Genomic DNA, 21,837 nt, shown 5'->3' with positions numbered 1-21,837 from the left:
TTAAGATAATAGCTAGGGAGTAAAATGTGTTCTACTTATTCAGATAGATATCCAGCAATCCATCTGGTAAATCAAGCTTCAAAACCTTTTCTTCATCATCAATTTCAATGATAAAGTCTTCATTTAACGGAAAAAGAATTTCAGTGTCTTTGTAAAAAACAGTTGCAACGAACTGCTGTGGGTATTCATTTACTTCCGTGATTTCCCCTAACTCTCCAAGGGTTTCATCAATGGCTGTGAAACCTTTTAAATCAGTATAAAAAAATTCATCTTCATCACGCTCAGGCATGTGACTAAGCGGAAGATAAAGCTTCTTTCTTAACAATGGTTGAGCCTTATCAACATGATCAAGATCATCAAAGTTGAAATAACCTGTTTTATTAACCTGCAGTTTAGCTGAAGCAACAAAATATGGAACAAGTTTACCATTCATATCGGCAAAAACCACGTCAAAGCTTAATTTTTCATAATCGTCAAATTCGAAAAATATCTGAACCTCTCCCTTTAAACCCCTGGTCTTTGTAACGTAGCCTATGTAAAATGCCTCTTCGTGTTTCATTAGCCTAAATTATAGTATTGTCATTGCGAACAAGCCGGCACATCTGCCGGTTGCCTTTTGAATGGTGGGCATAACGCTAATGACGGTTTTAAATAAAAATAGCGTTCCGATAATCGGAACGCTATTTTCTTTAAGAAAGAGATAGAATTATTCTGCTCCTTCTGTAGTAGTTTCTGCCGCAGGAGCTTCTTCAGTTGCCTCAGCAGCTGGAGCTTCTTCTTCAACAACTTCTTCTGCAACTGGTGCATTTTTAGCTGCGATTGCTGCCGCTCTGTCTTCTTTTTTCTTAGCTTCCGCTGCTAATGCCGCTTTACGTGCATCTGCTTTTGAAGTAGCTAAACCTTCTGATTTACCAGAGATTTTGTCTGCTTTAGCATCTAACCATGCCGTGAATTTCTCATCAGCTTGCTCTTGAGTTAAAGCACCTTTTTTAACACCACCTTCTAAGTGTTTTTTGTATAAAACACCTTTGTAAGATAGAATAGCACGTGCCGTATCAGTTGGTTGTGCACCACTGTTTACCCAGGCTAAGGTTTTTTCGAAGTTAATTTCGATAGTAGCAGGATTGGTATTTGGGTTATAAGAACCTAAACGCTCAATAAATTTACCATCACGTGGAGAGCGGGAATCTGCTACCACAACGTGGAAAAAAGGTTTTCCTTTTTTACCGAATCTTTGCAATCTGATTTTAGTTGCCATTTCTTTTTGTATTTATGTATTCAACATAGTTCCCGGAGTTACATACTGCGGGGCTGCAAAGATAACTAAAATACTGTAAATTAAAAACATAGTTTATTTTCTTTATTTTCAGGTCGTTCTGCAAGAGAAATTTGCATATCACTGAAAAGAATTCGTATTCGAAGAATCATTACCAAAATCATCCTCTATGGTATTTATCTCTTTGTTACAAAACCGGTTGTTTATATTTCAAAGTGTAAAATGAGATGCAGAATTTAGGAATGTAACAATTTAAGTTTAAACACTTCTAAATACAAAAGCTAAAACTATGTTATTAACCACAACGCCTTCTGTTGAGGGCAAAAAAATTGTTAAATATGTTGGTCTTGTAACCGGAGAAACCATTATTGGTGCAAATATTTTTAAAGATTTATTTGCGGGCATAACTGATATCGTTGGCGGAAGATCAAGCTCATACGAACGCGTATTGAGAGAAGGAAAAGACACCGCATTAAATGAAATGCAACAATATGCGGCAGCATTAGGTGCAAATGCTATCGTTGGTATCGACTTGGACTATGAAACGGTGGGTAGCGGAGGCAGCATGCTTATGGTTAGCGCCAATGGTACCGCTGTTATTCTGGAAGACTTGTAAAAACATCGGGCTCCTAAATGGAGCCCGATGTTTTAGAAAGAGAGGATATCAATAAGCTTTAGCCATGTAGAGCTTACTTTCTCCGCATCAATATGTTTAATAGCATGATCAAATGGCGTGAATACAATTTCCCGATTCATTTGCCCTGCCATTACGCGGCTTTCCCCATTAATTAATCCTTCAACTGCAGCAACTCCCAGTTGGCTCGCCAAAACACGGTCCATACATGTAGGTTTACCCCCACGTTGAATGTGTCCCAAAATAGAAACTTTAGTATCGTAATGAGGATATTTTTCCTGTAAAATCTCACCAACTTTAAACGCTCCACCGGTATCATCCCCTTCGGCAACGATGATAATCTTAGAAGCCTTATCTTTACGGCTATGCTCCAGCTTGTGGAGAATATCATCGGCATTCATATTAGCTTCAGGGATCATTATTGCCTCTGCGCCAACACCAATACCACTTCTCAACGCTATTAAACCCGAATCACGGCCCATTACCTCAACAATGAAAAGCCTGTCATGAGATTCAGCAGTGTCTCTGATTCGGTCCACAGCATCGATAACGGTGTTTAATGCAGAATCATAACCAATCGTAAAGTCTGTTCCTGCCAAATCATTATCAATAGTGCCAGGCAAACCAACTATCGGTAAATCGTGTTCCTTGGAAAAAACATTAGCCCCGGTAAACGTTCCATCTCCACCAATAACAACTAAAGCATCAACAGCCTGAGCTTTTAAGTTTTGATATGCCTGATTGCGGCCTTCAATGGTCCTGAAAGCATCGCTACGGGCAGTTTTAAGAATTGTTCCGCCCCTTTGGATAATATTAGCCACAGATTTACGATCCATCGGAACGAAATCATTGTTAATCAAGCCTTCATATCCGCGAACAAATCCAACAACTTCGATATCGTAGTAGATTGAAGCCCTTACTACAGCTCTGATTGCAGCGTTCATGCCTGGCGAATCGCCACCAGAGGTTAAAACACCTATTTTCTTAATCTTATTCATTTTACTGTTTTTTTGCAAATGCAGCAAGACCCTTATCAAGATATTGCAGATATGCATCTATATTAAATTCAACTCCAATCGGAGGAGAAACCAATTCTTTTTCATCTGTGCCCAAAAGTACGTAATAAGGCTGCGAAATTGTGTTAAATCTTTCGGCTTGTAAATGCTTAAACTTTTTCCCAACAGTATTAACTCTTGTTTCCAAGACCTTCGAATCAAATTGTTCAGACTCCGGCAAGGCCGTTTTATCATCCGTGTATAAAGAAACAACGATATAGTCCTCTTTCAACTTTTTTAACACCCGGGGATCCGACCATACCCTCGCTTCCATTTCCCTGCAGTTCACGCAACCGTGACCAGTAAAATCTAGGAACAACGGTTTTTTAACCTCTCTAGCATAGGCCAGCGCTTCTTCGTAATCGAAGAAACCATCGATTTGGTGTGGAATATGTAAAAAATCAGCATACTTCCTTTTTGAGTGAGCTGCAACAGTTTGTGCCACGGCCGAACCGCCCTCTTGTCCCAACACAAAATCCTGTGTAGACATGGGTGGAACCAAAGCGCTGACTGCTTTTAATGGGGCACCAAACAAGCCAGGTATTAAATAAAATGCAAAAGTAAAAGCAACTCCCGCGATAAATAGTCTTGCAGTCGAAACATATGGCAAGTCGCTATCGTGTGAAAATTTAATTTTTCCGATAATGTAAAAACCCAGTATAAATGCAATTACTATCCAAATCGAAATAAATACCTCTCTGTCCAATATCCCCCAGTGATATGCTAGATCAGCTGTTGATAGAAATTTAAGTGCGAGTGCAATTTCGATAAGTCCTAAAACAACCTTAACAGAGTTTAACCAGCCCCCTGACTTCGGCAGCCCTGTAAGCCAGCTTGGGAATATTGCAAATACCACAAATATCAAAGCTAAGGCGAGAGAAAACCCGAACATACCCATTACAGGTGCTAGAAAACCTCCACTTTGTCCAACGGTAACAAGTAATGTACCAATCAGAGGACCGGTACAGGAAAATGAAACAACAGCAAGCGTTGCCGCCATAAAAAATATCCCTGTCAGCCCCTTGGAATCAGACTTTGAATCCATTTTATTTACAAACGAGCTTGGCAGGGTAATTTCGAACGCTCCAAGAAATGAAATTCCGAAAATTAAAAGCACTAAGAAGATAAATACATTAAAGAAACCATCCGTGGCAAGTTCATTCAACGCACTTGCCCCAAATATTATAGTAATCAGTAGCCCAAGCAGAACATAGATGACAATAATTGAAACACCATAAATAACAGCACCTTGAATCCCCTTACCTTTTGTCTCAGCTCTTTTAGTAAAATAGCTTACTGTTAAAGGTACCATAGGAAATATACATGGCAATAAAAAAGCAATCAGGCCCGCTATAAATCCGGCAGCAAAAACGGAGAACAAACTATCCGATCCCCCCTGTCCCGCAACAGTTTCTACTTTTTTAGCCGAAACAACATCATCTTTTTTTACCGTATCCTTAACAATTCCATTTGCGGCACTATCTGCTGCTGAACCGACTTCAGTAAAAACGACATCGTCTGGTACACTGGCCGATGTCGTATCTTGCAACTTAGCCGCATAACTTTTAACAACCGGTAATGCGAAAAACATTATGGTCGTTATTAACAATAATAAAACCTTTTTCATTTGTGTGTGTGTATTGAAGGCGTGAAATTAAGAATAATTTTTAAAGGGTAGGACCAACCAGCCGACAAAGCAACAGATTTTACTTTAAACAGAAACAGTCCCGAGTTCTTCGGGACTGTTTGTAACTAATTTGATGTCAATTATTTATTTAACCGGAACGCTGAATTCAACCTCTTCTGGCGGAAGGCACTGTTTATCATTACAAACCATAAACTCTACTTTCCCTTTAATGGTCGTAGCACCCTTATTCAATTTCACTTTTTGCTGAAAAATAACAGATTTCTCAAAGTAGCTTACATTCATTTTAAATGTACTCTCATATTTGGTTATTGCCTTTGGTTCAATGGTTTTGCCAACTAGTGAAAAATCTTTCGATGGAGAGAAAGTAAATGTTGTTTTAACAGGTCCACCATCTTTAACGTTTTGAGAATAAATATGCCATCTATCTTCAATCGTTGCCTTAATATACAAAACGGCTTCTGTACTGCTTATTTTTTTTGCAGAATAAGCCCAGGTAACTGGTTTCTCAATTTGTGCCAGGGCACTAAACATGGTTAATAAAACCATCGAAACCACTAAAGTGATTTTTTTCATTGTGTGTTTATTTTGTGTGTATAAATTCTAATTCTTTAAAGTTGAAAGATTGTGATTCGCCCTCAACCTCCAGCAAAATATGCCCGCTTTCTGCAACGTCCATAATTGAGCCCTTAAAAACCTTTTCACCTTGTCTGTAATCTGCAGACTGTTTAAAAAGATAAAGCCGCTCAAGATATAAATCCTTTAAAAATTCATATCTGCCTGATCTCAAAATTAGGTAGTATTTCTCCATATAAACGAATAATTTTTCCAGAATATCTATAATTGAAACAGATTTTTGTAAAATTTGAATTACTGAAATCGCCTTGTAAGCGATATTATCGGAAAATTCTTCCTGGTTAATATTGAGACCTATGCCAATTATAGATGCCTTGATTAATGACCCTGTCAGTGTGTTTTCGATTAAGATTCCCCCCAGCTTCTTGTTTTGGAAATATATATCGTTAGGCCATTTGACATAAATCCCATGTGGTATAAAAGCTCCTAAAGCATCGGTAACGGCCAGGCTAACCGCAATAGTTAGATAAAACTGTTTGTTTAAAGGCAAAAAGGAAGGCCTTAAATAAATACTTGTGCTGATATTTTTGCCTGGCTGGCTTTGCCAGACACTTTCAACTTGCCCTCTTCCCGCATACTGATTTTCTGCCATAATTACAGTACCTTCAGCTAATGGCTCGGAATTTGACGCCAAATCTTTCAAAAAGTTATTAGTAGAATCAACCTCTTTCAATCTGATTAAATTTTGACCTACAAATAGTGTTGAAAAAGTGTTATTTTGCAATGTTGAATTTATATAGTTATAATTCCAAAATTAAAGCATTTTAATGGTAAAAAAGAAAATAGTAGCCCTTTCTACATACCTTTCAGAATTGGCCGTTCATGGCATTCAGGAGAAAAAAGGAGAAGATATTGTGCGGTTAGACCTAACTAGTATTCACACATCAGTAGCAGATTATTTTATTATTGCAAGCGCAAACTCGGGTACGCAGGTTAAAGCCATCGCCGATAGTGTTGAAAAAGAGATATACAAAGCCACTCAGAGCGATCCAAGACACAAAGAAGGCTTTGAATCTGCAGACTGGATCATATTGGATTATTTCGATGTAGTTGTGCACATATTTAAAACAGAAAAACGCCATTTCTATGGTATAGAAGAACTTTGGGGAGATGCAGAAAGCACAAATTATCAAAGCGCATAACCAGTTGAACCACAATTTTGAAAAACAAAATGAACGAAAACCAAAATATTAACGACAATAAACAAGGAAAAAAGCTTCCCAATATACCTAAAAAGCCACAAAAGGGATCCAAATTCAATATCTTTTGGATATACGCAGCAATTATTGTTGCGATTGTTGCAGCCCAATTCTTTTTCACAAGCGATAGCGGAAAAAAAGTGACCTACGAGGTATTTGAAAATAAAATGCTTATACCGGGTGATGTGGATAAAATTGTTGCCTACCAAAGCGAGGATCTGGTTAGGGCGGAAGTATACATCAATAAAGATTCCCTAAACAAAAAGCCGTTCTACAAAACGCTTAAAAGCACTAGCTCGGTAAATTTTTCAAATACACCAGTGCCAACGGTATATTTTGAAGTCGGCGGTAAATTTGCAGATCTAACTGCAAAACTTAAAGACTCACAAGTAAATCTTCCCGCAGGAAGAAAGGCAATTTCTTACATCCCTGAAAACCGAAGCAGTCCGTTTGCAAGCTGGTTTTTAAGCATTATACTACCAGTACTTCTTCTAATTGGTTTCTGGATTTTTATGATGCGCAGAATGGGTGGTGGCGCAGGAGGCGGAGGCCAGATATTTAGCATCGGCAAATCTAAGGCAACGCTGTTTGACAAAGAAAGCCAGGTAAATATTACTTTCAATGATGTTGCAGGTTTGGAAGAAGCTAAAACAGAAGTAATGGAGATTGTTGATTTCTTGAAAAATCCCAAAAAATATACTGATTTAGGAGGTAAAATTCCAAAAGGGGCATTATTAGTGGGGTCTCCGGGTACTGGGAAAACATTGCTCGCGAAAGCCGTTGCAGGAGAAGCGCAAGTTCCTTTCTTTTCGCTATCAGGGTCTGACTTTGTAGAAATGTTTGTTGGTGTGGGCGCGTCTCGCGTACGTGATTTATTCAAGCAGGCAAAAGATAAATCTCCTTGTATCATATTTATTGATGAGATTGATGCTATTGGTCGTGCCCGTGGTAAAAATGGGGTAATGGGTGGAAATGACGAACGTGAAAACACCTTAAACCAACTTCTTGTGGAGATGGATGGTTTTGGAACCAATACACATGTTATTATCCTCGCTGCCACTAACCGTGCCGATGTTCTTGATAAAGCACTACTTAGAGCTGGGCGTTTTGATCGACAAATCTATGTAGACTTACCAGATGTTATCGAACGTAAACAAATCTTCGAGGTTCACATCGGCCCATTGAAAAAATCGGAAGAGTTAGATACCGAATTCCTGGCAAAACAAACTCCGGGATTCTCTGGAGCTGATATTGCAAACGTTTGTAATGAAGCTGCACTAATAGCAGCGCGTAAAAATAAAACAGCGGTAGACAAACAAGATTTCCTTGATGCTGTAGACCGTATCGTGGGCGGATTAGAAAAGAAAAATAAAATTGTAACGCCTAGCGAAAAACGCGCGATAGCGATTCATGAAGCTGGTCACGCCACAGTTAGCTGGTTACTGGAACATGCAGCACCTCTTGTCAAAGTTACCATCGTTCCCCGCGGACAAAGCCTTGGAGCTGCGTGGTATCTTCCTGAAGAACGGTCAATTGTACGTCCGCACCAGATGCTGGATGAAATGTGTGCAACAATGGGAGGAAGAGCAGCAGAAAAAGTGATGTTCGACACCATTTCAACCGGAGCATTAAGCGATCTTGAAAAGGTAAATAAACAAGCCAGGGCTATGGTAACCATTTACGGTTTGAATGAGAAACTAGGAAATATTACTTATTATGATTCTTCTGGCCAGAATGAATATAGTTTTTCAAAACCGTACTCTGAAGAAACCGCTTTAACCATCGATAAAGAAATCTCTATCTTAATTGAAGGCCAGTATCAAAGAGCCATTAATTTACTTGAGGAAAACAAGGATAAGCTGATCCAGCTTGCCGATATTCTGATCGAAAAAGAAGTTTTATTTAAAGATGATTTAGAGCAGATATTTGGTAAACGCTTATTCGGAAGCGAAGAAAGCGGCAACACAGGACACATAAGTCCAGTAGAAGCATAAATAAATAGTTTCTAATAATTACATTTGCTACCCTGGTTTAATTATCAGGGTAGCTTTTTTTTATAATGAAAGATAATACGACCGCGAAGGAGCAAATCCTTAAAAAGATAAGAAAAGCACTTTTAGAAAAACGTGAAAACCCTTATCCCAACCTTGAAGAGAGTAAGCTTTATAAAAAAAATACAGATGAACTGGAAGTTTTGTTCGCCGAGCAATTGACTGCGGTTTCAGGTAATTTTATTTTCTGCGAAGATGGTATCGATTTTTTTGAAAACATGCTGCAGCTCGCTGATAAGTTTAAATGGCGTAAAATCTACTGCTGGGAACCGGAACTGCAGGCGTTTCTTAGCAAATATGAATTTCCTTTTTACCAAACTGATAAAGATTTCGAACAGGCGGAAGTTGGTATAACCATGTGCGAAGCACTGATAGCCCGAAATGGAAGTGTAATGGTATCCAATCAAAGTGCTGCAGGCCGTAGGTTGAGTATTTTCCCCCATCACCATATTGTAATTGCTAAAACCAGTCAGCTGGTGCTTGACCTTAAAGATGGTTTTGCGCTGTTAAAAAATAAATATGGGAACCAGATTCCTTCAATGATCAGTAACATCACTGGTCCGAGCCGAACTGCCGATATCGAGAAAACCTTGGTATTAGGCGCTCATGGGCCTAAAGAACTTTTTGTGTTTTTAATCGATGATTTTAACTAATCTGAAAACACTATTTTAGTTAAAAATTTCTTATTCTAAATTATTAACCATAGTTTTATACTACATACCGATTTAGTATGCGGTATTATAATTATGAGCAAAGCGATCAATACAGTAATTACCGGCACCGGAAGTTATATTCCTGAGAACATTATTTCTGGTAAGGAATTCCTCAATTCCACTTTTTTCGAAAACGGAAATCGTTTGGAAAAGGAAAATGCAGAGATTATTCATAAGTTCTCTGAAATTACAGAAATTGTGGAGCGTAGGTATGCATGTCCCGAGCAATTGAGCAATCATATTGGTGCCAAAGCAGCTGAAAAAGCAATTGAGAATGCTGGTATTGATAAAGAGTCGCTAGACTACATTATCTTCTGCCATAATTTTGGGGACATTCCTCTCAATAGTAACCGCACTGATGTTTTGCCGTCTTTGGCGGCAAAGGTAAAACAGCAGTTGGGTATTGTAAATCCGGATTGTATAGCTTACGATATTATTTTTGGATGTCCGGGATGGGTTCAGGGATCTATACAAGCTGATTATTTTATCAAGAGCGGAGATGCCAAACGAGTACTTGTAATTGGAGCTGAAACTCTTAGCCGGATTATTGATCCGCATGATAGAGATAGCATGATCTTCTCTGATGGTGCGGGAGCAGTTATCTTTGAAGGCAAAGAGGAGAATGAAGAGAAAAAAGGCATCCTCGCTCACAAAACCGAAACACATGCGGTAAATTATGGCAATTTACTAACCATGGGCAAAGGTTCACATCCCGAAGAAACAAGCGGTAATTACTATCTGAAAATGAATGGCAGAAAACTTTATGAGTTCGCTGTTGTACAGGTTCCTCAGGTAATAAAAAAGGCCATTGATAAAGCGGGCCTGGATGTTGAAGATGTAGATATCGTATTTGTTCATCAGGCCAATGGTAAAATGGATACTGCCATCATGAAACGCCTGTTCAAACTATATGGGAAAGAAACAGTTCCCGAAAACCTCGTTCCTATGACAATCTCCTGGCTGGGAAACAGTTCGGTTGCAACCGTACCCACCCTCCTGGATTTGGTTCTGAAAGGACAGGTGCAGGGTTATAAAGTGAAAGAAGGAGATATTGCTGTATTTGCATCAGTTGGAGCAGGAATGCATATTAATGCATTTGTGTATCGGTTTTAATTGATTCGCTTCAAACCGGCTTTTGCCTGGCTTTCAATACTGCTTTCATACTCGTGATTCTTCATTGATATTGCAAGGTTAAAGGCCTCTCTTGCTTTGGCAATATTATTTTTTTGCTCATAAACTTTACCCATTTGCAAAGCTGCATTTGCGGCAAAATAATATTTTTGGTTTTTACCAAGGCTAATGGCGTTCTGATAAGCTGCTAATGCTTGGTCGTCTTTGCCCAGATCGTCATATATTCGTCCGAGGCGATAATTAAATTCAATTTTGTCACGGTCATTGGGATAGTCAGCCGTTTTTTTATTATCAAGGATTTGCAGTGCCTTTCCAAAATATCCGCCATCAAAGAGAAGTCTGGCTCTCAATAAGTCTACGTTTGGGATTAATGCAATTGCATCATTTTTTGCCTGCTTATCTTTTTCCATATAGCTATACCCATTATTAATGGCTTTGGTGCAATATGCACTGTATCCGCTTTTATCTCCCTTAAGTAAGGAAATCCAGGCCAAATGAAGGTTTGCGTCCTTAATAAAGTTTACGCCTTTATTTGATTGCAAAAATCGGTTAAAACACAGGGTGGCGCTCAGGTCCAACTTATTTAATCTTGCCACGCCTTCCAGGTAATCTAAATAAGGAAAGGATTGATAAAGACCTCCATCAGGTTTTTTCGACAAAATTGATATTGCCTCCTCACTATGTGAGTTTTTGATACAAACATAGCTTCGTAAATAACTCTTTAGTAAACTCGTATCAGCAATCCGTTCGGTATATTTCATTGTCTTGAAGTAGGCTGACGGACTATGTGCAACGTCTGTTAGCACATATGCATAGTAAAACACAACCTCCTCATAAAATGGCTCATAAGTAGATTTTGGTAAGTTATCTGCAAGTCGTTCAAACATATTTAATCCGGTTTGCAAATTGCCTTTTATGCCAAAAGTTGAAAGGGCAGTTTTCAAAGCCCCTTCTGGGAGATTTCCAAGCACGGCATTGATCAATCCAAGCCCTTTGTAATTAAGATGAAAATTAGGAAACTTATTGGTGTTTTCAAGTAATAGCGCATTGGCTCTTTTCACCTCCATTGCTGCATTAAAATATTCACCAAACCGGCCTCGAATTAAAGCCCACTGCAGATTAATTTCTGCCTGTGCATACAAGTAGTAAGGTGATGCTTTATCGTCGTCACTGATCTGATCTAGCCTTATCGATTTATTTCCTTTTAGTCTGTCAAAATCTGCCTTACTTTCTGATGTCAGGACTGTAAAATAATCAACATAATTTTCCAGTAACGGTATAATCGAATTATTTGGGTGTTGTTTTTTTTCAGTTGAGATATAAGCACGGGCATTTCCAAGCTTGAGTTCGAAAATGCTCTTATAGGCATTTAAACAATTAGCATTAAAATCGAAGTTGGCAAACAAAGACAGGGGAGAGGCAATGAATAAAATCAGGACAAATAAACGGGTGCATTTAGCCATTCGAAAAAGTTTCAGTTAAGCGCTGAATTAACAGCAGAAATTCACAATTTAACAAATATCTACATTTAACGCAGAAATCAAATTGTTGTTTTATCCATAAAAAAAGCGTCGCAATTATCATTGCGACGCCTTTTAAATATGATTTGATAGTTTCTTATGCTTCAGCTACTTCATGAGTTAAAGCCTCATCCACTAAAATACGTCCGCAGTGTTCGCAAACAATAATTTTTTTACGCTGACGAATATCTAACTGACGTTGTGGCGGAATCTGATTGAAACAGCCAGAACAAGAATCACGGTCGATAGTTACTACAGCAAGGCCATTAACTGCATTTTTACGAAGACGTTTGTATGCAACCAGTAACCTTTCTTCAATCTGAGGTTCTGAACTGTCAGCCTTCTTTAATAAGTCCTGCTCTTCTTTCTCAGTTTCTGCAGTAATTACATCAAGTTCTGATTTTTTAACATCAAGATCTTTCTTTCTACCTTCTAGGTCAGCTAAAGCAGCTTCATAGATTTCAGTTTTTGAAGTAATTTCAAAACCATGTTCCTTGATTTTTTTCTCAGAAACCTGAATATCTAACCCTTGAATCTCGATTTCTTTAGTCAAAGCATCGTATTCACGGTTATTTTTAACCTCTTTTAATTGAGTATCGTATCTTTTAATTGCTGCTTGCGCATCCTTAATAGTATTTTTACGGGTTACGATTGCGTCCTCAAGATCATCAAGCTCACCTTTGATTTTCGAAATCCTGGTCTCCAATCCTAAAACATCGTCCTCTAAGTCAGCTACTTCCATTGGTAGTTCGCCTCTTACCTGACGAATTTTATCAATTTTAGTATGAATATTTTGTAATTCGTATAAAGCCTTTAGCTTCTGTTCTACGGTTTGTTCCATTAAAACAAGTAATTTATGGGGTTTGTATTTTGCTCCGTTAAACGGATCGCAAAGTTAGTAAATTTTTTTTGAATAATTTCAAGCAATAAATCTGAGGTAAATTGTTCAGTTTCAAAGTGTCCGATGTCGGCGATGATGATTTTTTCTTCTGCATCAAAAAACTCATGGTATTTAAAATCAGCGGTTATAAACACATCTGCTCCCGCAGCAATGGCCTCCCTCAATAAAAAACTTCCAGCACCTCCGCAAACCGCAACTTTTTTAATTCTTTTACCAACCGGTGCAGTATGTCGAATTACTTTAGCCTGCATACTATCCTTAACCAAATGCAGGAAATCATAAGCGTCCATATCATACTCGAGCCAGCCCACCATGCCCGACCCGACCAAATTATGCTTATTCTCCAGCTTATAGATATCATATGCAACCTCCTCATAAGGATGATTCTCAAAAAGCGCAACTAAAACCTTACGCTCAACATGGGTTGGAAAAACTACTTCGATTCTCACTTCAGGTTCTCTATGCCTAATACCTTGTTCTCCAACAAAAGGATCAGATTGTTCGTTGCCTTTAAAAGTTCCGAAACCTTCAGCATTAAAACTGCATTCACTATAGTTACCTATATTACCTGCTCCTGCATAAAACAAAGCCGAACGTAACTGTTCTGCCTGACCCGTTGGGCAATAGGTTACCAGTTTTTTTAACAACCCCGCCTTAGGAGAAAGTACCTTCGTACCTGTAAGCCCCAAACGCTCGCAGATACGTGCATTTACGCCAGTATGTATGCTGTCCAGATTGGTATGAATGGCGTAAAGTGCAATTCCATTCCGGATCGCCTTTAAAACTACCCGCTCAACATAATTCTTTCCGTTAAATTTCTTTAATCCTTTAAAAACAATCGGATGATGGGTGATAATCAAATTACAACCAGCCGAGATAGCCTCATCCACAATGGACTCAACACAATCCAACGCAATCAATGCTGCATGAATTTCCATATTGGGGTCGCCTACGATCAAACCCGAATTATCGTAATCTTCCTGATAATGAAGAGGAGCAATACTTTCTAAATAGTTGGTTATCTCTGCTAATTTCATTTGATAAAGATAAAAAAATTGACAAACAGAAAGTCCGTTCAGAAATAATTTCCAAACGAACCCAATTGTTGAATCAACCTCATTAAAATTATTTTAATCAACAATTGCACCCTGCAATTATTGAAATCCTCCACCCATTCTTACCATTTGTAAGCTTTCAAATACAGCTTTCTGATTATATTCAAAGGTCAGGCTTTTATGGTTAATTACATCCACAATCGTCCCGATCATACATAAGCCACCTGTAAAAAAGTATAAAATACCCATTCCAATTTGTCCGATAACAAACCTGTGAATCCCGGCGAAGCCCAGAAATCCGATTAAGGATAACAAAAGGATTTCTGATGGCTGCTTTCTTCTACTACCATAAATCATTAAAAAATTGCGTAATTGTTGTTCATTTAAACCTGTTGTGGCTTGTTGTAAGTATGCATATTCCTCAGGCGTTATTCCTGGTAACGACATTAAGGGCGATTGAAAGATATCCATGTTGCTGTTTATTTTATTGTTAAATTTTTATGTGTTCTTTGTTGTTCTATTAAGCTGTAAATTCTATAAACTATAATTAAAATTGCCGGCAAGCCAAACCAATGTTCAGAAAAGCTCTCATTAAATTGGCCATGAAAAATATGACTGATTGACCTGCCCAATCCACATCCCGGACACCAGCCCCCGTAACCTAAGTTAGCAAGAGGACAAAGTGTAAAATGATGCTCATGGCCATTACTTGTAGCCAATAACACTAAAGCCGTCACCCAGAACACCAGTTCCATTGGGAAGTATTTAATGTAATTCATCTTTTCAATTTATATCTTTTAGAAGGTTTCAACTTTCCTTTGTTACAGGAACATATGTTTATTCGACGAACTGTAAATATAATACGACGAATTCGGACTGGCAACCGAAGAATCAAAACACAAACTAAAAACCTTTAATAAAATTACAGGTTAATATTAAAGATAAGCTTATTTTTGTGCCTTGAATATTCGTGATTTACTAAACAGATATAAAAGCAACGATAGGGTAACACAGTTTACCAAAGCGTTGAATGCCTCTAAAAACCCGAAGATACAATTGAAGGGTTTGGTAGGTTCGGCCGATGCCATTATTGCACTTTCCTCTTACTTTTTGCTACATAAACCTATGCTGTTTGTACTTCCTGACCGGGAAGAGGCCGCATATTTTCAGTCAGATTTGGAAAGCATTTTAGACAAGCAAGTGCTGCTATTCCCTTCATCATATCGGAAATCTTTTGACTTTACACAGGTTGATACAGCTAATGTGCTCGCGCGTGCAGAAGTTTTAAATGAACTTAACCATGACTCGGAATACGGAAAAATTGTTGTTTCTTATCCGGAGGCTATTGCAGAAAAGGTTATCGATCGCTCGGCCCTCGAAAAAAACACCCTTGAGATAAGCATTGGAGCGAAATTAGGAATCGATTTCATAAACGAATTTTTAATTGACTACGATTTTGATAGACGAGACTTTGTTTATGAACCCGGACAATTTTCTATCCGGGGGGGTATTGTTGATATCTTTTCTTTCTCCTCCGATTTGCCATACAGGATTGAGTTCTTCGGCGACGAAGTAGAAAGTATCCGCAATTTCGAAATAGAGAGTCAGCTTTCGGTTGGCGACGTTAAGTCCCTAACTATCGTACCAAATGTTCAGGCTAAATTCTTAACTGAAAGCAACATCAGTATTCTCGATTATATAGATCCGGATACACAACTCTGGTTTAAAGATGTAGAATTCACGCTAGACATTGTCAAATCCGGCTACAAAAAAGCTGTTGAACTCTGGAAGGCCTTATCTGCCAAAGATAAAAGTCAAAATCCGGACTGGATCGACCCAAAGTTTGCTTTCACTGATGAAAAGCTATTGGGCGATCATTTACATGACTTTCCCCTGGTAGAATTTGGAAAACAGTTTTTCTATAAAACCGAAGAACGCTTCGAATTCGATACAAAACCACAACCATCCTTTAATAAAGACTTTAACCTTCTCATTCATAACCTAAAAGAAAATGAGAAAGAAGGAATTGTTAATTTCATTTTTACCGACTCGCCAAAACAGATTGAGCGCCTATATGCCATTCTGGAGGACATTGATAAAACCGCTAAGTTTACCCCGATTAATAGCATGCTTAGAGAGGGTTTTATAGACCCACAAATTCAGACTGCATTTTACACCGATCACCAGATATTCGACCGATATTACAAATACAAACTAAAGAAGGGTTATCAGAAAAGTCAGGCCATTACATTGAAAGATCTTCGTGAATTGAAATCCGGAGATTATGTTACACATATCGATCATGGAATAGGTAAATATGCAGGCTTGGAAAAGGTAGAGGTAAATGGAAAAACTCAGGAAATGATCCGCCTCATTTATGCAGATAATGACCTTTTGTATGTCAATATCAACTCATTAAACCGCATCGCAAAATATAGCGGCAAGGATAGCGGAATACCCAAAATGAATAAGCTAGGTACCGATGCATGGGATAAACTAAAAAAAACAACAAAAAAAAAAGTTAAAGACATTGCCAGAGATTTGATAAAGCTTTATGCGTTACGCAAAACCCAGGCTGGTACCGCTTTTTCTCCCGATGGCTATTTGCAGACAGAATTGGAAGCATCCTTTATTTATGAGGATACCCCCGATCAGTTAAAGGCCACCCAGGATGTTAAAAAGGATATGGAATCACCACACCCGATGGATCGTTTGGTTTGTGGTGATGTGGGTTTTGGTAAGACTGAAATAGCTGTACGTGCAGCATTTAAGGCGGTAGCCGAAGGTAAACAGGCTGCAATTCTTGTACCTACAACCATTCTTGCTTTGCAGCACTTTAAAACTTTCTCTGCACGCTTAAAAGATTTCCCCGTAACCGTCGATTACATCAACCGGTTTAAAACCAGTAAACAGATTAAAGATACGCTTGCCGAAGCCGCAGCAGGAAAGGTGGATGTTTTGATTGGAACTCACCGCTTGTTAAGCAAAGATGTAAAATTCAAAGATCTGGGCATTATGATTATTGATGAAGAGCAGAAATTTGGCGTTACAGCAAAAGAAAAACTGAAAGCACTGCGCGTAAATGTTGATACCTTAACCTTAACGGCTACCCCTATACCACGAACGCTACATTTTTCTTTAATGGGCGCAAGAGACTTATCTATCATTAGCACCCCACCACCCAATCGTCAGCCTGTTAGTACAGAATTACATGTTTTTAACGATAAGTTGATTCAGGAAGCGGTTCAGTTTGAACTGGATCGGGGAGGACAGGTATTCTTCATTCACAATCGCGTGAATGACTTACCACAACTCGGCGGCCTCATACAGAAACTGGTTCCCAAAGCCCGTATTGGGATTGCCCATGGACAGCTGGACGGAGATGCACTGGAAGATGTAATGCTTGATTTCATCAATGGTGAAAAAGATGTGCTTGTAGCCACAACAATTATTGAGGCGGGCCTGGACATTCCAAACGCCAATACAATTATCATTAACCACGCGCATATGTTTGGGTTAAGCGACCTGCATCAAATGCGGGGAAGGGTTGGCAGAAGTAACAAAAAGGCATTTTGTTATCTCTTGTCGCCCCCGTTATCCACACTAACTTCTGAGGCCAGAAAACGCCTTAGTGCCATAGAAGAGTTTTCGGATTTAGGGAGTGGCTTTAATGTAGCCATGCGCGATCTTGATATTCGCGGAAGCGGTAACCTCCTGGGTGCTGAACAAAGTGGTTTTATTGCCGAAATAGGCTTTGAAATGTACCATAAAATTTTGGATGAGGCCATTCAGGAACTAAAAGAAGCCGAATTCAAAGGTCTGTTCGAAAATGAACCTACACGTCCGTTTGTTGGTTTCACCCAGGTAGATACCGATCTGGAGCTGTATATTCCGGATGCCTATATTACCAATATTACTGAACGTTACAATCTGTACACCGAACTCTCAAAGCTCGATAGCGAAACGGACTTGGCAGTATTTGAAAAACATCTGGCAGATCGGTTCGGACCGGTGCCGCCACAAGTAAAAACTATGTTAAGTGTTGTTCGATTACAGTGGTTGGGTAAGAAACTGGGTTTCGAGAAAATCAGCTTCAAGAAAAACAGTTTAAGAGGGTATTTTCTTAGCGATAAGCAATCAGCTTATTTTGATTCCGCTACGTTTACTAAAATTCTTACCTTCGCACAAAATCATCCCCGAATGTGTAATTTGAAGGAAGTTAAAAATACCTTGCGAATTGCCTTTGACAATATCAGTAATGTTGATGAAGCAATTGAAACGCTAGGCCTTATTGATTAGCTATAACATAAATTTTAACTCCTGATGGATCCAACCTTGTTACTAGATTTAGTAAAGATGAAAATGCCATACGGTAAATACAAAGGCTATCTGATTTGCAATATTCCTGAAAGCTACTTGCTATGGTATAAAGATAAAGGATTTCCTAAAGGCAAGTTGGGTGAGCTTATGGCAACGATGTTCGAAATCAGAGTCAATGGCCTCGAATATTTACTTACACCACTTAAAAGCCACTAATTCAATCTGTAAGGGGCAATCAGTTGAAACTCCGGAATATCAACATCAAATTCTGATTCATCCATTAATCGTTTCATCAGGTAAGTACCCTGCATACTGCCCATATCTGTCTTTAAATTGCATCCTGAAACGTAGACATGAGTTTCCCCTGGCTCTATCACGGGCTGAACGCCCACTACACCTTCACCTTCAACCTCTCTGTGGCTGCTGTTCGAATCATAAATAAACCATTGACGGCGCATAAGCTGTACTGCGAAATCCGAAAGATTGGATATCTCAACACGATAGGCAAACATATAATGTTCATTCGCCGGATTAGAATATTCCGGCTGATAAATAGTTTCTACAGAAACCTTGACTCCGTCTGTAATAGCTGTTACCATGATTGTGTACTAATGTAATAAAAACTTTTCAAAAATCAAGCCATTACAGCTGTAGCATCATAATTGCCAAACTTCTCTGCCACCTCTTCCAAAATACTATATATATTATTTACATCCTGCTCGGCAACCAATCGCATTCGGTAAGGCTTAAAATCGGGTAACCCCTTAAAATAGTTTGCGTAATGTCGCCGCATTTCAAATATGCCCGTTTTAGGACCTTTCCAATCTAATGATTTATCCAAATGGGTCCGGCATACTTCGATTCGCTCCGCTATAGTAGGACCTGCTAAATGCTTGCCGGTTTCAAAAAAGTGTTTTACTTCACGGAAAATCCATGGATATCCTATGGCCGCACGTCCAATCATAATCCCGTCCACTTCATATTCCATCCGCCAGTTTGCAGCCTTTTCCGGACTATCTACATCTCCATTTCCAAAAATAGGAATCTTGATTCGCGGATTACGCTTGATTTCTCTGATTAGTGTCCAATCGGCTTCACCTTTGTATAACTGCGCCCTGGTGCGGCCATGTATGGTTAACGCCTGGATACCTACATCCTGAAGCCTTTCGGCAACCTCATACACATTTTTGCTATCATCATCCCAACCTAATCGCGTTTTTACTGTAACCGGCAAATGCGATGCTTTAACAACCGCTTCTGTCATCTTCACCATTTTATCGATATCGCGAAGCAAACTCGATCCCGCGCCTTTACACACTACATTCTTAACCGGGCATCCATAGTTAATATCTACCAGGTCTGGCCCTGCTGCAGAAGCAATTTCAGACGCTTCGCGCATATGCTCAATGTCACCCCCAAAAATCTGAATCCCTATTGGCCGCTCATATTCAAATATATCCAGTTTTTGTATACTTTTTGCCGCATCTCGAATCAATCCTTCTGATGAAATAAACTCTGTGTACATCAAATCTGCTCCGTTTTGCTTACAAACATACCGGAAGGGTGGATCGCTTACATCTTCCATCGGTGCAAGCAATAAAGGGAACTCACCTAAATCTATATTTCCTATCTTTACAGACATTTATCTATCTTCAACTATTTATAAAACATACAAAGGTACAAATAATGAATTTTGTAACACCTAACGATGAGGAAATCAATCCTTTCTTACAATTACTTTTACTTTTGGCTTACGCAGTTGCAGGTGCAGTAATCTTTAGCTTCATAGCCATAATAATTGTGTTTCTCATTTATGGAACAGGCATCATAAGCAATTTGAACCTGCTTCTTTCGGGCGACCCGCGGTATCTCACCGGATTTAAAATCATTCAGATTCTGAGCTCGATTGGAACGTTTATTCTCCCCCCAATAGCCCTGGCGTATACTGAACGTAAAAAACCAAATCAATTTTACAGTTTTGGCAAACCTCAGCTCCTGTTGCTTACCATAGTAGTTTGTACCATGATTGCCAGTATGCCCTTTATGGAATGGGTAGCTACGGCCAATCAAAAAATGATATTACCAGAGTTTTTAAAGGGTGTAGAGAAATGGATGAGAGACAAAGAAGACGCTGCGATGAAAGTAACCATTCAGCTAATTACAGTTAGGAGTAACCTGGATTTTGTGGTTAATCTGATCATGATAGCCATTCTACCAGCAATAGGAGAGGAACTAATGTTCAGGGGAGGCATTCAAAGATCGTTAGATAAAGCTTTTCGTAATCCACATGCCGCTATCTGGCTCACTGCAATCATCTTTAGTGCCATACATGTTCAATTTTACGGATTTGTTCCCCGAATGCTGCTGGGAGCAGCTTTTGGCTACTTATATTATTTTAGCAGCAATCTTTGGTATGCTATTATTGCGCACTTCTTAAACAATGCCTATGCCGTTTGTGCTGCATTTTACATGCAAAAACATCATATGCCACTTGATAAAGCGGATCAACCGATCGGTTTTCCCTGGTATGGCTATTTGCTTAGTGCGATAATTACCATAGCTTTGTTTAAATTTTTTAAAGATAGCGCAGAACGTGAGCGAAAATTGGATTAAAGTATATACTACAAGCAATGCGTTTGCAGCTGAGGTATTAAAACAAGGGTTAACAGAGGCAGGCATTCCCGCTGTTACAATAAATAAACAACTCTCTGCCTACAATATTGGTGAGATTAATGTTCTGGTGAACAAGGTCGATTTCGATAAAGCTATTGAGTACATTGTCCAAAATGAAATTGAATAATTTCAAGTCATTCACACCACTTCATAAACATTATTCCTAGTATGAAAACCAGAGCGATAACCGCCTTTTTTTTTACCATTGTGATGCTCGCATCAATCTTTTTAGGTAGCTATACTTTTAGTGCTTTTTATCTCTTGTTAAGCATATTGTCACTATTGGAATTTTATAAACTGATCAAAAATTCAGGCATACGTCCACACCGAAATATAGGAGTTGTAGCTGGTGCGCTTATTTTTTTCATGGCCGCAGGCATACACTACCTACAGTATGATGTAAAATATCTGCTATTATGTATCCCGCTCATCTTCTCTGTATTTATCACCGAGCTTTATAAAAAGAACAAAATCCCTTTTGCCAATATCTCTTACACATTTGTGGGTTTTGTTTACGTTACAATACCTTTCTGTTTCTTTCATGCATTAGGCTTTTTAAGAAACTGGAACGAATATAACTTTCACTACCCACTTGCTTTTTTATTAATGTTATGGGCAAATGACACCGGAGCCTACCTTTTCGGGGTGAAGTATGGAAAGCGGAAATTATTTGAACGTCATTCGCCAAAAAAAAGCTGGGAAGGGTTTTTAGGAGGAATATTTGTGAGCGCTGTAGTTGCATTTGGCCTCTCTTTCTGGTTTACAGAAAGCCCTGTATGGGTTTGGATAGGAATGTCTGTTTTAATTTCGAACTTCGGAACCCTGGGAGATTTAGTTGAATCTATGCTTAAACGCAGTTTAGATACTAAAGACAGTGGCGGACTGCTTCCAGGTCACGGCGGATTGCTAGATCGTTTTGACGGTTTATTGCTTGCCGCTCCGGTGGTATATGCATATCTCTATTTAATTTTATATTAAATTCAGAACAGTACAGGACAATTACTTGCGCATTAAACTGCACATTTATT

23 protein-coding genes are annotated in these 21,837 nt (G+C 38.9%); 10 read left to right on the top strand and 13 right to left on the bottom strand.

What is annotated here, in order from left to right:
* Positions 1-31: 31 nt before the first annotated feature.
* Positions 32-559, bottom strand: coding sequence for a ribosome maturation factor RimM (rimM, locus tag AB669_RS12860; protein ID WP_047799726.1), 528 nt, complete (start codon positions 557-559; stop codon positions 32-34).
* A gap of 147 nt (positions 560-706) precedes the next feature.
* Entirely contained in the window at positions 707-1,258 is a 552-nt protein-coding gene (locus AB669_RS12855; RefSeq protein ID WP_047799725.1) for a 30S ribosomal protein S16, read from the bottom strand.
* 307 nt (positions 1,259-1,565) lie between these two features.
* Here AB669_RS12855 and AB669_RS12850 point away from each other — a divergent pair, with 307 nt between their 5' ends.
* Positions 1,566-1,892, top strand: a complete 327-nt coding sequence (locus AB669_RS12850; RefSeq protein ID WP_047799724.1) for a heavy metal-binding domain-containing protein — start codon at positions 1,566-1,568, stop codon at positions 1,890-1,892.
* 32 nt (positions 1,893-1,924) lie between these two features.
* Here the strand turns inward: AB669_RS12850 and pfkA are convergent, their stop codons facing one another.
* The 4 genes from pfkA to AB669_RS12830 form a co-directional block, all read right to left on the bottom strand.
* A complete protein-coding gene (gene pfkA, locus AB669_RS12845) occupies positions 1,925-2,908 on the bottom strand; it encodes a 6-phosphofructokinase (RefSeq protein ID WP_047799723.1) in 984 nt (327 codons plus the stop codon).
* A gap of 1 nt (position 2,909) precedes the next feature.
* On the bottom strand, positions 2,910-4,592 hold the full coding sequence (locus AB669_RS12840) for a protein-disulfide reductase DsbD (protein WP_047799722.1): 1,683 nt from the start codon (positions 4,590-4,592) through the stop codon (positions 2,910-2,912).
* A gap of 144 nt (positions 4,593-4,736) precedes the next feature.
* A complete protein-coding gene (locus AB669_RS12835) occupies positions 4,737-5,186 on the bottom strand; it encodes a protein-disulfide reductase DsbD domain-containing protein (RefSeq protein ID WP_047799721.1) in 450 nt (149 codons plus the stop codon).
* 7 nt (positions 5,187-5,193) lie between these two features.
* Positions 5,194-5,919, bottom strand: coding sequence for a biotin--[acetyl-CoA-carboxylase] ligase (locus AB669_RS12830; RefSeq protein ID WP_231582671.1), 726 nt, complete (start codon positions 5,917-5,919; stop codon positions 5,194-5,196).
* A gap of 94 nt (positions 5,920-6,013) precedes the next feature.
* Here AB669_RS12830 and rsfS point away from each other — a divergent pair, with 94 nt between their 5' ends.
* The 4 genes from rsfS (at position 6,014) to AB669_RS12810 (ending at position 10,322) form a co-directional block, all read left to right on the top strand.
* Positions 6,014-6,388, top strand: coding sequence for a ribosome silencing factor (gene rsfS, locus AB669_RS12825; protein ID WP_047799719.1), 375 nt, complete (start codon positions 6,014-6,016; stop codon positions 6,386-6,388).
* A gap of 29 nt (positions 6,389-6,417) precedes the next feature.
* A complete protein-coding gene (gene ftsH, locus AB669_RS12820; protein ID WP_047799718.1) occupies positions 6,418-8,439 on the top strand; it encodes an ATP-dependent zinc metalloprotease FtsH in 2,022 nt (673 codons plus the stop codon).
* 65 nt (positions 8,440-8,504) lie between these two features.
* Positions 8,505-9,149 (top strand): LUD domain-containing protein, encoded by a 645-nt coding sequence (locus AB669_RS12815; RefSeq protein WP_047799717.1) that lies wholly within the window; start codon positions 8,505-8,507, stop codon positions 9,147-9,149.
* A 93-nt stretch (positions 9,150-9,242) separates the two neighbouring features.
* Positions 9,243-10,322, top strand: coding sequence for a 3-oxoacyl-ACP synthase III family protein (locus AB669_RS12810; protein WP_047799716.1), 1,080 nt, complete (start codon positions 9,243-9,245; stop codon positions 10,320-10,322).
* Here the strand turns inward: AB669_RS12810 and AB669_RS12805 are convergent.
* The 5 genes from AB669_RS12805 to AB669_RS21815 all read right to left on the bottom strand — a co-directional run bounded on the left by AB669_RS12805 (position 10,319) and on the right by AB669_RS21815 (position 14,595).
* On the bottom strand, positions 10,319-11,803 hold the full coding sequence (locus AB669_RS12805; RefSeq protein ID WP_047799715.1) for a tol-pal system YbgF family protein: 1,485 nt from the start codon (positions 11,801-11,803) through the stop codon (positions 10,319-10,321). The two genes, AB669_RS12810 and AB669_RS12805, sit on opposite strands and share 4 nt — an antisense overlap.
* Before the next feature lie 154 nt (positions 11,804-11,957).
* A complete protein-coding gene (locus AB669_RS12800) occupies positions 11,958-12,701 on the bottom strand; it encodes a zinc ribbon domain-containing protein (protein ID WP_047799714.1) in 744 nt (247 codons plus the stop codon).
* Complete coding sequence (locus AB669_RS12795; RefSeq protein WP_047799713.1) at positions 12,701-13,798, bottom strand: Nif3-like dinuclear metal center hexameric protein; 1,098 nt, start codon at positions 13,796-13,798, stop codon at positions 12,701-12,703. Before AB669_RS12795 ends, AB669_RS12800 begins: the two co-directional genes overlap by 1 nt.
* Positions 13,799-13,915: 117 nt before the next feature.
* Entirely contained in the window at positions 13,916-14,287 is a 372-nt protein-coding gene (locus AB669_RS12790; RefSeq protein WP_047799712.1) for a TM2 domain-containing protein, read from the bottom strand.
* An 8-nt stretch (positions 14,288-14,295) separates the two neighbouring features.
* On the bottom strand, positions 14,296-14,595 hold the full coding sequence (locus tag AB669_RS21815) for a DUF2752 domain-containing protein (protein ID WP_082120671.1): 300 nt from the start codon (positions 14,593-14,595) through the stop codon (positions 14,296-14,298).
* A 181-nt stretch (positions 14,596-14,776) separates the two neighbouring features.
* Here AB669_RS21815 and mfd point away from each other — a divergent pair, with 181 nt between their 5' ends.
* Both mfd and AB669_RS12780 read left to right on the top strand, forming a co-directional pair.
* Positions 14,777-18,115, top strand: coding sequence for a transcription-repair coupling factor (gene mfd / locus AB669_RS12785; RefSeq protein WP_047799711.1), 3,339 nt, complete (start codon positions 14,777-14,779; stop codon positions 18,113-18,115).
* Between the two features lie 24 nt (positions 18,116-18,139).
* Positions 18,140-18,352, top strand: a complete 213-nt coding sequence (locus tag AB669_RS12780; protein WP_156166738.1) for a DUF3820 family protein — start codon at positions 18,140-18,142, stop codon at positions 18,350-18,352.
* Here the strand turns inward: AB669_RS12780 and apaG are convergent.
* Entirely contained in the window at positions 18,349-18,735 is a 387-nt protein-coding gene (gene apaG / locus AB669_RS12775; RefSeq protein WP_047799709.1) for a Co2+/Mg2+ efflux protein ApaG, read from the bottom strand. The two genes, AB669_RS12780 and apaG, sit on opposite strands and share 4 nt — an antisense overlap.
* 35 nt (positions 18,736-18,770) lie before the next feature.
* On the bottom strand, positions 18,771-19,778 hold the full coding sequence (gene dusB / locus AB669_RS12770; RefSeq protein ID WP_047799708.1) for a tRNA dihydrouridine synthase DusB: 1,008 nt from the start codon (positions 19,776-19,778) through the stop codon (positions 18,771-18,773).
* A gap of 44 nt (positions 19,779-19,822) precedes the next feature.
* Here dusB and AB669_RS12765 point away from each other — a divergent pair, with 44 nt between their 5' ends.
* From AB669_RS12765 to AB669_RS12755, 3 genes are read left to right on the top strand one after another with little or no spacing between them, the layout of a single operon-like run.
* Complete coding sequence (locus tag AB669_RS12765) at positions 19,823-20,749, top strand: CPBP family intramembrane glutamic endopeptidase (RefSeq protein WP_047799707.1); 927 nt, start codon at positions 19,823-19,825, stop codon at positions 20,747-20,749.
* Positions 20,730-20,936 carry a putative signal transducing protein gene (locus AB669_RS12760; RefSeq protein ID WP_047799706.1) on the top strand — a complete coding sequence of 69 codons (207 nt, stop codon included), beginning with the start codon at positions 20,730-20,732 and terminating at the stop codon, positions 20,934-20,936. The genes AB669_RS12765 and AB669_RS12760 overlap by 20 nt, the downstream gene beginning before the upstream one ends.
* A gap of 41 nt (positions 20,937-20,977) precedes the next feature.
* Positions 20,978-21,787: a phosphatidate cytidylyltransferase gene (locus AB669_RS12755; RefSeq protein ID WP_047799705.1), complete on the top strand. Its 810-nt coding sequence runs from the start codon at positions 20,978-20,980 to the stop codon at positions 21,785-21,787.
* Positions 21,788-21,837 lie beyond the last annotated feature (50 nt).

Source organism: Pedobacter sp. BMA (assembly GCF_001027745.1).
Lineage (GTDB): Bacteria > Bacteroidota > Bacteroidia > Sphingobacteriales > Sphingobacteriaceae > Pedobacter.
The sequence above is the reverse complement of the archived record's forward strand: the minus strand, read 5'-3'. Positions and strand labels throughout refer to the sequence as shown.